Source organism: Pseudomonas frederiksbergensis (assembly GCF_001874645.1).
Classification (GTDB): Bacteria; Pseudomonadota; Gammaproteobacteria; order Pseudomonadales; family Pseudomonadaceae; genus Aquipseudomonas; species Aquipseudomonas frederiksbergensis_B.
Window position 1 is genome coordinate 4,765,945 of record NZ_CP017886.1, and the last position, 12,490, is coordinate 4,778,434.

General features: G+C 60.0%; 11 protein-coding genes. 3 read left to right on the forward strand and 8 right to left on the reverse strand.

All coding sequences use genetic code 11. The features are described 5' to 3' along the window. Positions 1 to 19 precede the first annotated feature (19 nt). The 7 genes from BLL42_RS22915 to BLL42_RS22945 form a co-directional block, all read right to left on the reverse strand. Positions 20 to 559, reverse strand: coding sequence for a 3'-5' exonuclease (locus tag BLL42_RS22915; RefSeq protein ID WP_071554438.1), 540 nt, complete (start codon positions 557 to 559; stop codon positions 20 to 22). Positions 560 to 629: 70 nt separating this feature from the next. Next, entirely contained in the window at positions 630 to 2,591 is a 1,962-nt protein-coding gene (locus tag BLL42_RS22920) for an acetyl/propionyl/methylcrotonyl-CoA carboxylase subunit alpha (protein ID WP_071554440.1), read from the reverse strand. Between the two features lie 59 nt (positions 2,592 to 2,650). Then, complete coding sequence (locus tag BLL42_RS22925) at positions 2,651 to 3,448, reverse strand: enoyl-CoA hydratase/isomerase family protein (RefSeq protein WP_071554442.1); 798 nt, start codon at positions 3,446 to 3,448, stop codon at positions 2,651 to 2,653. Continuing rightward, complete coding sequence (atuD, locus tag BLL42_RS22930) at positions 3,445 to 4,602, reverse strand: citronellyl-CoA dehydrogenase (protein ID WP_071554444.1); 1,158 nt, start codon at positions 4,600 to 4,602, stop codon at positions 3,445 to 3,447. Before atuD ends, BLL42_RS22925 begins: the two co-directional genes overlap by 4 nt. 38 nt (positions 4,603 to 4,640) lie before the next feature. Then, the gene (gene atuC / locus BLL42_RS22935) at positions 4,641 to 6,257 is read right to left on the reverse strand and encodes a geranyl-CoA carboxylase subunit beta (protein ID WP_071554446.1); all 1,617 of its coding nucleotides are present in this window, start codon (positions 6,255 to 6,257) and stop codon (positions 4,641 to 4,643) included. A 3-nt stretch (positions 6,258 to 6,260) separates the two neighbouring features. After that, positions 6,261 to 7,130 (reverse strand): SDR family oxidoreductase, encoded by an 870-nt coding sequence (locus tag BLL42_RS22940; protein WP_071554448.1) that lies wholly within the window; start codon positions 7,128 to 7,130, stop codon positions 6,261 to 6,263. 12 nt (positions 7,131 to 7,142) lie between these two features. Further along, positions 7,143 to 8,933 carry an acyclic terpene utilization AtuA family protein gene (locus BLL42_RS22945; protein WP_071554450.1) on the reverse strand — a complete coding sequence of 597 codons (1,791 nt, stop codon included), beginning with the start codon at positions 8,931 to 8,933 and terminating at the stop codon, positions 7,143 to 7,145. Positions 8,934 to 9,112: 179 nt separating this feature from the next. On the opposite strand from BLL42_RS22945, the gene BLL42_RS22950 reads away from it, so the two are divergent. Together BLL42_RS22950 and BLL42_RS22955 are read left to right on the forward strand one after the other, a co-directional pair. Next, positions 9,113 to 9,736 (forward strand): TetR/AcrR family transcriptional regulator, encoded by a 624-nt coding sequence (locus BLL42_RS22950; protein ID WP_071554452.1) that lies wholly within the window; start codon positions 9,113 to 9,115, stop codon positions 9,734 to 9,736. A 102-nt stretch (positions 9,737 to 9,838) separates the two neighbouring features. After that, entirely contained in the window at positions 9,839 to 10,633 is a 795-nt protein-coding gene (locus BLL42_RS22955; protein WP_174553337.1) for a substrate-binding periplasmic protein, read from the forward strand. A gap of 153 nt (positions 10,634 to 10,786) precedes the next feature. Here the strand turns inward: BLL42_RS22955 and BLL42_RS22960 are convergent, their stop codons facing one another. After that, on the reverse strand, positions 10,787 to 11,335 hold the full coding sequence (locus tag BLL42_RS22960) for an RNA polymerase factor sigma-70 (RefSeq protein WP_071554456.1): 549 nt from the start codon (positions 11,333 to 11,335) through the stop codon (positions 10,787 to 10,789). A gap of 288 nt (positions 11,336 to 11,623) precedes the next feature. Here BLL42_RS22960 and BLL42_RS22965 point away from each other — a divergent pair, with 288 nt between their 5' ends. Beyond that, complete coding sequence (locus tag BLL42_RS22965; protein WP_071554458.1) at positions 11,624 to 12,448, forward strand: alpha/beta fold hydrolase; 825 nt, start codon at positions 11,624 to 11,626, stop codon at positions 12,446 to 12,448. The last annotated feature ends 42 nt before the right edge of the window (positions 12,449 to 12,490 follow it).

Below are 12,490 nucleotides of genomic sequence, written 5' to 3' on the forward strand. Positions count from 1 at the left end.
CCCCCGTCACCTGTTGCACTCAAGGAAGAACCAGCGGTAACAAGCGCGCGGTATTACGTGCGTCTTCCAGTGCCCGGTGCTGTTGACCGGTAAATTGCAGGCCCGCCAGTTGCAGAGCGCCATTGAGCCCCAGCGGTCGCTCCAGTCGGCGGGCCTTGGCAAAGCGTTGCTTCAGATTCATATGGGGGACTCGGCTCAGGGCGCTGTCGAGCTGCAGGCGTTGCCATTCCTGAAGCAGTTGTTTGCGGTCGTAATCGCCCCAGCTGGCCCAGCCTTCGAGGCGCGTTTGATGCTGGCCGAGCCAGCGCTCGAACAGCGGCCAGACCTCGGTCAGCGGCTGGGCAGTGTCGATATTGGCTTGGGTGATGTGGGTCAGCTCGCGACAGAAAGGTGTCAGCAGTGGTCGTCGCAGCGGTCGAACGAAGCGCTGGAAGTAGTCCAGTTCGCGGCCTTGGCGATTGACCAGAGTGGCGCCGATTTCGATGATTTCCATCTCGGTTACCGGCCAGCCACCGTCATCAGTTGTCGCTTCGAGATCAATTACCAGCCAATGAGGCATCGCAGGTTTCCTGGTTTCCGCGTCCTGATGAGGCTGAGCGTAGCCAAACGTGGTGGATCCGCCTAGCGGCTTATTCAACCTCCAGTAAAATCTGACGTTTTTTGACCTGATCGCCGGGGCTGACCTGCAACCGTTTGATCACACCGTCAATGCCGGCCTTGAGCGGATGCTCCATTTTCATTGCCTCCAGCACCAGCAACAGTTGCCCTTTGCTCACCGGGGAGCCTTCGCTGACCAGTACTTCGATAATCGCACCATCCATCGGGGCTTTCAGCGTGCCGGTGCTGGTGCCGACCTGGCCGCTGACGGGCGCCAGCGTCTGGTCTTGCAGCAGCAGGCTGCCGGGGCGAGTGAACAACCACAGTTGTCCGGCGGCCAGATGATAGGCGTAGCGGCGGCGAATGCCGTTGATTTCCAGGTTGGCCGAGCCTGCGTTGATATCGAGTAGTTTCAGTTGCAGCATTTCCCCGGCCACCTGAATGCCAAGTTGCCCGTCGAGCAGGGCAGTCACTTCGGTTGACCAGCGATCGCCGTTGAGGCCGATCTGTTGCAACAGCGGCGCGTTGGCGTTGTTGCGCCAACCGGCGAGTCCTGGCGGATGGACGCCAGCGGACTGTTGATAGAACAGCGCCGTGGCGATAGCCAGCTCTTCGGCCGTGGGCGCGTGCGGGTGAAGGCTTGGGTGATTGGCGAAGTGTTGTGCGATGAACCCGGTGTTGAAATCCCCGGCAATAAACTGCGGATGCTCCAGCAAACCGGCGAGCAAACGCTGATTAGTCTGCAGGCCCAGCAAGGCACTGTCCTGGACTGCCCGCAGCAACTTGCGCCGAGCCTCTTCGCGGGTGGCACCGTAGGCGATGATTTTACCGAGCAGCGGGTCGTAAAACGGGCTGACCTGCTGACCTTCAAGCAGACCGTGGTCGATGCGCACCCCGTCCGCGAGGGCCGGTTCCCAGCGCGTAATGCGCCCGGTCTGGGGCAGGAAATCCTGCGCCGGATCTTCGGCGTACAGGCGCACTTCCATGGCGTGGCCCTTGAGTTCGACCTGTTCCTGGCGCAGCGCAAGTGGCAATCCGGCGGCGATCTCCAGTTGCCAGGCCACCAGGTCCAGGCCGGTAATCAATTCGGTCACCGGGTGCTCGACCTGTAGTCGCGTGTTCATCTCCAGAAAATAGAAGTGTCCCCGCGCATCGAGCAAGAACTCCACGGTGCCGGCACCGACGTAATCCACCGCACGTCCGGCCTTTAGCGCGGCGTCGCCCATGGCTTGGCGCAGTTCGGCGGTCATCACCGGGCAAGGCGCTTCTTCGATGACTTTTTGATGGCGACGCTGGATCGAACAGTCGCGTTCGCCGAGATAGATCAGGTTGCCGTGTTGGTCGCCGAACAACTGAATTTCGACATGGCGCGGCTCGATCAGCGCTTGTTCGAGAATCAACTCGTCGCTGCCGAAAGCGTGCAGGGCTTCGGAGCGTGCGGTGCGGATCTGCGCAAGCAATTCATCCGCGCGATGTACCAGGCGCATGCCGCGTCCACCACCGCCGGCGCTGGCCTTGATCATCAGCGGATAACCAATGCGTTCGGCTTCGCGGTTCAGGGTGGCGTCGTCCTGCTCTGCCCCTTGGTAACCGCCGATGCATGGTACGCCAGCGGCGAGCATGGCAATTTTCGACAAGCGTTTGCTGCCCATCAGTTCGATGGCGGCAGGACTTGGGCCGATAAAGGTGATGCCGGCCTGGGCGCAGGCCGTGGCGAATTCAGCATTTTCCGAGAGAAAGCCGTAGCCGGGATGGATCGCGTCCGCGCCGCTGCGCAGTGCGGCATCGATGATCGCCGCGCTGTTCAGGTAGGATTGCGCAACGGCAGCTGGGCCGATGTTTACCGCTTCATCCGCCATGCGTACGTGCAGGGCGTCGGCGTCGGCATCGCTGAATACCGCAACCGTGCGATAGCCTAGCGCCTGGGCGGTACGCTGGATGCGGCAGGCGATTTCACCGCGGTTGGCGATGAGGATTTTGCGCAGGGTGGGCATGTTTGGGTTCCCTTGGTGTATTCGGTATGTGAGGGCCTCATCGCGAGCAAGCTTTGCTCCTAGGGCGCCCAACCCGGTTTGCGTTTCTGCACAAAGGCCATCGTCCCTTCGACACCTTCTGCCCCGGTCACGGCTTCGCTGAACCACTCGGCCGCCTGGTCGAGCAACGGCCCCAGCGGCTGCTCGGTGCTGGCCAGCAACAAGGATTTGGTCGCGGCATTGGCGCCAGGCGCGCAACACAAAACATGGGCGAGCACCGCATCCAGGCGTTCGGCCAGGGCTTGCGCATCGTGTTCGACAAAATGCACCAGCCCCAGACGCCGCGCCTCATGCCCGTCAAAACGCGCGGCGGTCAGCGCCAGGCGTCGTGCCTGAGTCAGGCCGATACGCTGGACCACAAACGGAGCGATTTGCGCCGGCAGCAGGCCGAGGCTGGTTTCCGGCAAGCCGAACTGGGCATTGTGGTCAGTCAGTGCAATGTCGCTGACACAGGCCAGGCCGAACCCACCGCCGAGCACCGCACCCTGCAACACCGTGACCAGCACTTGCGGCGCGTGCTGGGCTTCTTCAAGCAGGGCGCCGAACGCGCGGTTCAACTCGCGGTAAGCCTCTTGGCCTTGAGCGCGGGCATTGGCCATGTCTTTCAAGTCGCCGCCAGCGCAAAAATGCCCGCCGGCACCGCCTAACACTAATGCACGGATGCTGCGGTCATCGCGTACCGCCGCCAGTACCGCACGCAATTCGGTGACCATTTGCAAGCTCATGGCGTTGCGGCAGTCCGGCCGGTTCAACGTGATGTGCAGGACGCCGTTGTGCGGTTCCAGCAGCAGAGTCTGGCAAACGGGCAGAGTGTTCATTTTTTCTTCCCGGGCAGGATGCCCATCAATTTGCAGATGATCCCCAGCATGATCTCGTCGGCACCGCCGCCAATCGACACCAGCCGCACATCGCGGTAGGCGCGGGCTACCGGGTTGTCCCACATGTAGCCCATACCGCCCCAGTATTGCAGGCAACTGTCGCTGACTTCCCGGCCCAGCCGCCCGGCCTTGAGCTTGGCCATCGACGCCAGGCGCGTGACGTCCTGGCCTAGGACGTATTGCTCGGTGGCCTGGTAGACCAGCGCCCGCAAGCATTCGATTTCGGTTGAAAGCTCGGCGAGGCGGAAGTGGATCACCTGGTTGTCGATCAGCGCATTACCGAACGTCTTGCGCTCCTTGCAGTACTCGATGGTGCTGTCGATGCAATACTCCAGACCCTTGATCATGTTCGCTGCACCGAACAGGCGTTCCTCCTGGAATTGCAGCATTTGCATCATGAAGCCAGCACCTTCGTGGCCGATGCGGTTGCGTTGTGGCACCCGCACATTGTCGAAAAACACCTGGGCGGTTTCCGAGCTGCGCATGCCGAGTTTGTCCAGGTGCGAGCTGAGGCTGATGCCGGGGCTGTTCATCGGCACCATGATCAACGATTTGTTGATGTGCGCCTTGTCGTCCGAGGTGTTGGCCAACAGACAGATGAAGTCGGCGCTTGGGGAATTGGTGATCCACATTTTGCTGCCGTTGATCACGTAGTCATCGCCGTCCTTGCGCGCGGTGGTTTTCAGCCCGGCGACATCAGAGCCGGCACCGACCTCCGAGACGCCGATGCAGCCGACCTGTTCACCGGTGATCGCCGGACGGAGGAACTCTTCACGCAGCTCATCGGAGCCGAAACGGGCGAGGGCCGGGGTGCACATGTCGGTCTGCACGCCGATCGACATCGGAATTCCGCCGCAATGAATGGTGCCGAACTCTTCAGCGGCGACAATCGAATAGCTGTAGTCCAGGCCCATGCCGCCGAATTTTTCCGGTTTGGAAATCCCCAGCAAACCAAGCGCGCCGGCCTTGCGGAAAATCTCGTGGATCGGAAAGCGCCCGGCTTTTTCCCACTCATCGACGTACGGGTTGATCTCGCGGTCGACAAAGTTGCGTACGGTACGGCGCAGTGCTTCGTGTTCCTGGGTGAAGATCATTTTTATTGTTCTCCCTAAACCTGGTGGTGATCAGAGCCTCAAAAACGTGCGATACCAAAACTGTTCGGTTGCAGTTGACGAACCTCGGCTTCATGGCAGATATCCAGCAGGTAGCCGAGCAAGGTGCGGGTGTCCCGCGGATCGATCAGCCCGTCGTCCCACAGGTTGGCGCTGCCATAAAGTGCGGTGGACTGGCTGTCGAGTTTTTGCGCGGTGACCTGTTCGAGCATGTCGAGCATCTTCGGGTCCGGGACTAATCCGTCCTTGACCTGCCTGGCTTCGGTGACAATGCGCAGCACCTTGCCGGCTTGGGCGCCGCCCATCACGGCGGTGCGGCTGTTGGGCCAGGCGAAGATGAAACGCGGGTCGAGCCCTCGGCCGCACATCGCATAGTTGCCGGCGCCGTAAGAGCCACCGACCACGATGCTCAGCTTCGGCACCCGCGCGTTGGCGACTGCCTGAATCATCTTCGCGCCGTGTTTGATCACCCCTTGCTGTTCAGACTCGGTGCCGACCATGAAACCGGTGGTGTTATGGAAAAACAGCAGCGGTGTCTGGCTCTGGTCGCAGAGCTGGATGAATTGCGCAGCCTTGCTTGCGCCTTGCGGAGTGATCGGACCGTTGTTGCCGACAAAACCGCAGGGCCGTCCCTGGATCTGCAAATGGCCACAAATCGTCTGCTGATCGAACTCGCCCTTGAATTCGAGAAAGCGTGAACCGTCGGCGATGCGCGCAATGATCTCGCGCACGTCGTAGGGCTTTTTCGGATCGTCCGGAATCACCCCCAGCAGTTCGTCGATCGGGTAGCGCGGCTCGTCCCAAGAGGGGGCGCTGTGCAGGGGTAACCGCGCATTCCACGGTAACAGGCTGACGATTTCGCGTACCAGGCGCACGCCGTCGGCATCGTTTTCGGCCAGGTATTCGGCGGTGCCGGCAGTTTGTGCGTGCATTTCGGCGCCGCCGAGTGCTTCATCCGTGGCGACTTCACCGGTTGCAGCCTTGAGCAGCGGGGGGCCGGCGAGAAACAGCTTGGCCTTACCGCGCACCACCACCAGGTAGTCAGAGAGCCCTGGCTGATAAGCGCCGCCGGCGGTGGCCGAACCGTGCACCACGGTGATTTGCGGCAAGCCCATGGCCGACATCCGCGCCTGATTGGCGAAGCTGCGAGCGCCCTCGATGAAAATCTCTGCGGCGTAATTGAGGTTGGCGCCGCCGCTCTCGGCGAGGGTGATCACCGGCAGTTTGTTTTCCATGGCGATCGTTTGCAGGCGCAGGGATTTTTTCAGGCCGCTGGGGGAAATGGTTCCCCCCTTGATCGCGCTGTTGTTGGCGACCACCAGCACCCGCACGCCTGACACGTAACCAATCCCGGCGATCAATCCGCCCCCGGCCTGGCTGCCATCCTTGTCGTCGTGCAGTTTGTAGCCGGCCAGGGTCGCCAGTTCGAGAAACGGTGCGCCGGGGTCGAGCAGCAGGTTCAACCGTTCGCGAGGCAGGAGTTGTCCGCGTTTGTCGAATTTCGGTTTGGCCTCAGCCGCTTTGGCCAGTAAGTTGCGTTCGAGCTGACGGATCTGCTCGATGCAGCTCAACATCGCCTCGCGGTTCTGTGCGAACTGCGGGCTGTGGGTGTCGAGTTGCGATTCAATCATCGGCATGGATCAGTCCTCGTCTTTGAGCACGTCGGGCAAACGCGCGCGATGGAATCCATTGAACGACTCACTGTGCTGCGCCTTGTGCAGCGGCCAGGCGCGACTGCCAAGGCTCGCCGCACCGTCGATCCGCAACGTACTGCCGCTGATAAAGGACGCTGCCGGGCTCAGCAGGAAAACGATTGCCGCGCTGACTTCCGACTCGGTACCGATGCGTTTGAGCGGTACGTGTTCGCGCAGGGTCGGGATCACTGCTTTGAACGCGCCTTCGTAGGTGTCCATGCCGCTGGAGGCGATCCATCCTGGCGCCACCGCGTTGACCCGTACTCCGGCGTATCCCCACTCAAATGCGGCGGTCTTGGTGAAGTTGTCCATGCCTGAACGTGCGGCACCCGAGTGGCCCATGCCGGGCATGCCGCCCCACATGTCGGCGAGCATGTTGACAATGCTTCCACCGTGCGTGCTCATCGACTGATTGAACACCTCGCGGGCCATCAGGAACCCGCCCACCAGATTGGTTCGCAGCACGGTTTCGAACCCTTTCTGATTGATCGAGGCCAAGGGGGCCGGGTATTGGCCGCCGGCATTGTTGACCAGACCGTGAATCGGCCCGTGGTCCATGATCAACTGCCCGATCAGTTGCGTGACCGCGTCCTCGTCGCGAACATCGCAAGCCTGCCAACTGGCCTTGCCGCCGTCCTCGGTGATTTCTGCTGCGACCTTTTGCAGCTTCTCGGGTTTGCGTCCGACCAACAGCACGTGGGCGCCGAGGGCCGCCAGTTCGTGGGCGGTGCAACGGCCGATGCCGCTACCGCCGCCGGTGACAATAATCGTCTGGCCGACGAACAGATCGGGTTTGAATATCGAATCAAAAGCCACGGCAACAGTCCTCTACTTGACGTGATCAGCGATGCTTTGCGGCACCGGGATCTGGATTTCCAGCAACTGCTGGGCGAACGCCTTGCCTTGCGGGTCGATCCGCAGGCTGGCCACGCCACCGCCGCCGAGAGCGTTTTCCAGGAGAAAATTCAGGCTGTGGGTGCCGGGCAGATACCAACGCTCGACTCGCCCGTGGATCGGGTCGAGAACGTGATTCATCCAGTCGACAACGACCGCAGGCGTCAAGGCTTCGGCGATCCACGGCAGGTATTCGGGCGCGCGGGCCATGACGCCGATATTGCTGTGATTGCCCTTGTCGCCGGAGCGCGCCACCGCAAGTTTCACCAGCGCCACACTGGCGTCGGCTCGCCCATGGGGTTTGGGTGGAGCAAAAGGCATCGGCAGGTCAGCAATGTCGAGGTGATCGAGGGCGGGCAGGGCACATGGATGACGCTGGCCTCGCAGGTCGATTTCCAACGTGCAGGTGTTTTTGTCGATCAGGAACGAGAACAGACGGATCAAGGGGGACACCGTCGGCCGCCCCCCGACGATACCGGTCAGCCCCGGTGCCATACCGGTGGCGGCTTGGGCGATTTCCCGGGAAAACAGGATCAGCGCCTGCTTGCTCGGATGACGCACCGCCAGTTTGATCACCACTTCGCGGCTGTCCTGACGCTGGCCATGAGGACCATAAGTCGCTTCGCTGCCGAGCAGTTCAATGTTCACTTCGCTGTAGGGCGCCCAGCCGCGCTGGCTGAACATTTCCGAAGTCTTGGCGATGATCGCCTGACTCACCCGGTGCGCCTTGGCCACCGCGTCGATCCCGGCGATCAGGCAACTGGCGGTGCAGCGAAAACCGTCCAGGTAGGTCGCGCTGACCTTGTATTGACGGGGCGCTGGCAAGCCTTTGGCGCCGTGAACGTGTACGGTGTTTTTTCCGTGTTGCTTGAGTTTGACCTGGCTGAAATCGCAGACCACATCCGGCAGCAGATAGGCGCGAGGGTTGCCGATTTCATACAGCAGCTGCTCGCCGACGCTTAGCGGTGTGACCAAACCGCCGGAACCGTCAGGTTTACTGACGATGAACTGGCCGTCGGCCCTGACCTCGACGATGGGAAAGCCGATGTGTTCGTAGTCCGGCACATCGCACCAATCGGTGAAGTTGCCGCCGGTACACTGTGCGCCGCATTCGATGATGTGCCCGGCCAGCGCGGCCTGGGCCAGTTTGTCGTAGTCCTGCCACGACCAGCCGAACTCATGCACCAATGCTGCACTGACCACTGCGCTGTCGACCACTCTGCCGGTGATGACGATGTCCGCGCCCAGGCGTAGCGCTTCGACAATGCCGGGCGCGCCGAGGTAGGCGTTGGTCGACACGCACATCGCTGGCAGGGGCCCGCCGCTGAACATTTCCTTTACGCCGCAGGCAGCCAATTGCTTGAACTGCGGTTGCAGGTCATCGCCCAGCAGCACGGCGATCTTCAATGGCACACCGGCCTTATCGCACGCGGCTTGCAGCGCTGCTGCGCAGGCCAATGGATTGATCCCGCCGGCGTTACTGATCACGCGGATGTTCTGTTCGGATAGTTGCGTGAGGAGCGGGCTGAGGACTTCGACGAAGTCGGTTGCGTAACCGGCCTGGGGATCTTTCATTCGCGCGCCGGCCAGCAACGACAGGGTGATTTCTGCCAGATAGTCGAACACCAGATAGTCCAGCTGGGCGCCTTCAACCAATTGCGCGGCGGCGGTTGAGGTGTCGCCCCAGAAGGCACTGGCGCAGCCGATACGAACGGTATTGTTCATTGCAAGCCTCCGACAGAAGTGGGTCGAGACTACCAAGCAAGCGCTTGGTTTGTAAATGCCGGAAACCTCTTTTGTCCAAGCGCTTGCTTGGTCGTCCCGGTCAGCTTAAATTGCCCGCGCAACCCACTGTTTTGGTGGTCTGATCGCACATTCGATTGAGCGACTGTAGGAGAGAACGGGTGGACGAGCAAAAAGCCCTGCTGGTAATGCGCGAGTTGGTCGACAACGGACAACTGACCGATCCTGACAGCGCTCGCGGCAAACTGCTGCAAATGGCCGCTCACCTGTTTCGCAACAAGGGTTACGAGCGCACCACGGTGCGTGACCTGGCCAGTGCGGTCGGGATTCAGTCGGGGAGTATTTTTCATCACTTCAAAAGCAAGGATGAAATCCTGCGGGCGGTGATGGAGGAAACCATTCGCTACAACACCGCGTTGATGCGCGCGTCGCTGGCGCAAGCGACCAACGTGCGCGAGCGGGTGCTCGCGCTGATCCGCTGTGAGTTGCAGTCGATCATGGGCGGAAGCGGCGAAGCAATGGCGGTGCTGGTCTACGAATGGCGTTCGTTGTCCGAAGAAGGTCAGGTCCAGGTGCTGGCGCTGCGTGATATCTACGAGCAGATCTGGCTGCACGTGCTGAGTGAGGCGAAAGATGCCGGTTTTATTCGCGGCGACGTGTTCATCACCCGACGTTTTCTAACCGGCGCGCTGTCCTGGACCACCACCTGGTTTCGCGCGGACGGCAGCATGAGTCTCGATCAATTGGCCGACGAAGCGTTGATTCTGGTGTTGGAAGAAAAGTGACGGTTTTGCCAAAACTTATTAAATTGCCATCATCAAGTTGTCGAAGTGGGTAAAACCGCCTAGCTTTGCAGTGAATGTACTTTTAAAGGTGGGTTTGTTTTGATGTCTTCGCCAGTTAGGAAGGCTTTACGGATTTCGCTGATGGCGCTGGGTGCGCTGTTCGTACTGCCGGCTTCGGCCGCGCAAGTGGTGCAGGTGGGCGCTGCGCATTTTCCTCCCTATACCGTTCGACCGGAGAATGGCGACGATACCGGACTGCTGCCGCAGTTGGTCGAGGCGCTGAACACGTTGCAAACCGACTATGAGTTCAAACTCGTGCCGACCTCATTACAGCGTCGATTCGGTGATTTCAAGGACGCCCGGGTTGACATGGCGATCTTCGAAAACCCGGAGTGGGGTTGGAAGGATATCCCGCACAGTACCGTCGACATGGGGCTGGAAGACGCTGAAATCTTTGTCGCACAGAGTAAATCGGATCGTCAGGAGAGCTACTTCGCCGACTTGAAAGGCAAGCGTCTGGCGCTGTACAAGGATTATCACTACGAATTTGCCAATTTCGATGCCGATCCGAAATTTCTCGCGGAAAAATTCAACGCGACGCTCACGACTTCCCACGACAGCAATATTTTAATGGTCCTTCGCGACCGTGCCGACATTGCGCTGGTCACACGTTCGTACCTTTACGATTACCTGCTGCGCAATGAAAAGGTCGGGGCGCAGTTGTTGGTATCCCAGCGTATCGATCAGGTCTATCACCATTACGCACTGCTACGTCCGCAAGCGCCGATCAGTGCAGAAACCTTCGGCAAGTTGCTGCAAGGCTTGCGGGACAACGGGCAGATGCTGAAGATTTTCGATCCGTACAAGATTGCCATCGTGCCGGTGCCCAAAAGCTGAAATCAGGCCTGCCGTCGCCGATTTCAGTCCAATCCCTGAGATCCCTTCCTGAATCACGTCACATCGTTGACGTGATTTGAAGTGCCTGAAAAGATCGCAGCCTGCGGCAGCTCCTACAAAATGTACGTCCGTAGGCTGCGATCTGTTGCGATTTTAGCGACGACAGGCCGTGTCGCTGCGCTTGTCCGAGACCTTGCGACAATGCACCAGAGCATCACGGATCATGAAATTCACCAGGGTTGGCGATACGCCGAGTTCCTTGGCGATGTCCTTTTGCGGTACACCGTGCAGGCGATACATCTCGAAGGCGTAGCGGGTACGACTCGGTAACTCGCCGAGGGCGTTGGCGATGTTTTCCAGGGTCGAGAAGTTGATGTGCGAAGTTTCGGGCGAAGCACCGTGAATGACCACGTTCAGGCCTTCTTCTTCGGTGCCCGAATATTTTTTCTCCAGCACCTGTTTGCGGTAGTGATCGATCGCCAGGTTACGCACGATTTGAAACAGGTAGCTGAGCTGAGCCTTGAACGAGGAGGTGATTTTCGGTGCCGATTGCAGCCGGAAAAACGCATCCTGAACGACATCTTCGGCGCGGGATCGGCAACCGGTAATACGGGCTGCGATCTTGACCAGAATCAGTCGGTTATCAACGAACGCCTGGAGTAAGGGTGAGTCGCACCTGCTTGTGGATTCTGGTTCCGTCATGGAAATCACCTTGCTGCAAAAAGTAAGTAGGGCGACCAGGGGTTCGGAGCCGGCCTACGCGTTGAGCGACAAGCTATGACTAATGATAATTATTGTCAATTGAGATTGGCTGCTATCTACCCGGGTCTTTTTGGTCAACGGCCTCACGCAGACAGTCCTTGAGCCGTGTTTGCTGCTGACCCGCGCAGACTTGTTGCAACCTCTATTGACGTTCGGATTGACTGTTCCCCGTCACCGGGACAGTCTGCCGAAGTTTTTTGGTTGACCCATTCAGAAAGGAGACAGTGGATGCCCTTCGCTACGATTGATGGACAATCGCTTCACTACGTTGATCAGGGCTGCGGTCCGACGGTCCTGTTGGCCGGCAGTTATCTGTGGGACCAGGCCATGTGGGCGCCGCAGATTGCGGCGTTGTCGCAGCACTATCGGGTGATTGCCCTGGACCTGTGGGGGCACGGGGAGTCCGGGCCGTTGCCTAAGGGCATGACTTCGCTGGATGATCAGGCGCGGCAGGTACTGGCGCTGCTTGATCATCTGGATATTGACTGCGTCACCCTGGTCGGCCTTTCGGTCGGTGGCATGTGGGGCGTGCGTCTGGCGCTGTCGGCCCCGCAGCGCCTCAATGGCTTGGTGCTGATGGACACCTATGCCGGTGTCGAGCCCGAGCCGACTCGCCAGTACTATTTCTCGTTGTTCAAGCAGATCGAGGACAGCGGTATCATCTCGCCGCAGTTACTCGATATCGTGGTGCCGATTTTCTTCCGCCCAGGCATCGACCCTCAGTCGGCGCTCTATCAGAGTTTCCGTGTCAAGCTGGCCGCGCTGCCGCCTGAGCGTTTGCGTGAAAGCATTGTGCCGATGGGCCGCATTACGTTTGGTCGTGATGATCTGTTACCGCGTCTGGGCGAGCTGGATCCTGAAACCACGCTGCTGATGTGCGGCGATCAGGACAAACCGCGGCCGCCGTCGGAAACGAAGGAAATGGCCGAGTTGATCGGTTGTCCGTATCTGCTGGTGCCGGAGGCTGGGCACATTTCGAACCTGGAGAATCCCGAGTTTGTCACCGAGGCACTGCTGAAGTTTCTGGCTGACAGGCATCAGCGCAGCATTTGATGTAGATCGTTCCCACGCAGGAGCGTAGGAACGATCATGTTG

What these genes read in the sequence shown, in the direction of transcription:
- BLL42_RS22915 (WP_071554438.1), bottom strand. Translation starts at nt 559, where the DNA reads ATGCCTCATTGGCTGGTAATTGATCTCGAAGCGACAACTGATGACGGT.
- BLL42_RS22920 (WP_071554440.1), bottom strand. Translation starts at nt 2,591, where the DNA reads ATGCCCACCCTGCGCAAAATCCTCATCGCCAACCGCGGTGAAATCGCC.
- BLL42_RS22925 (WP_071554442.1), bottom strand. Translation starts at nt 3,448, where the DNA reads ATGAACACTCTGCCCGTTTGCCAGACTCTGCTGCTGGAACCGCACAAC.
- atuD (WP_071554444.1), bottom strand. Translation starts at nt 4,602, where the DNA reads ATGATCTTCACCCAGGAACACGAAGCACTGCGCCGTACCGTACGCAAC.
- atuC (WP_071554446.1), bottom strand. Translation starts at nt 6,257, where the DNA reads ATGCCGATGATTGAATCGCAACTCGACACCCACAGCCCGCAGTTCGCA.
- BLL42_RS22945 (WP_071554450.1), bottom strand. Translation starts at nt 8,933, where the DNA reads ATGAACAATACCGTTCGTATCGGCTGCGCCAGTGCCTTCTGGGGCGAC.
- BLL42_RS22955 (WP_174553337.1), top strand. Translation starts at nt 9,839, where the DNA reads ATGTCTTCGCCAGTTAGGAAGGCTTTACGGATTTCGCTGATGGCGCTG.
- BLL42_RS22960 (WP_071554456.1), bottom strand. Translation starts at nt 11,335, where the DNA reads ATGACGGAACCAGAATCCACAAGCAGGTGCGACTCACCCTTACTCCAG.
- BLL42_RS22965 (WP_071554458.1), top strand. Translation starts at nt 11,624, where the DNA reads ATGCCCTTCGCTACGATTGATGGACAATCGCTTCACTACGTTGATCAG.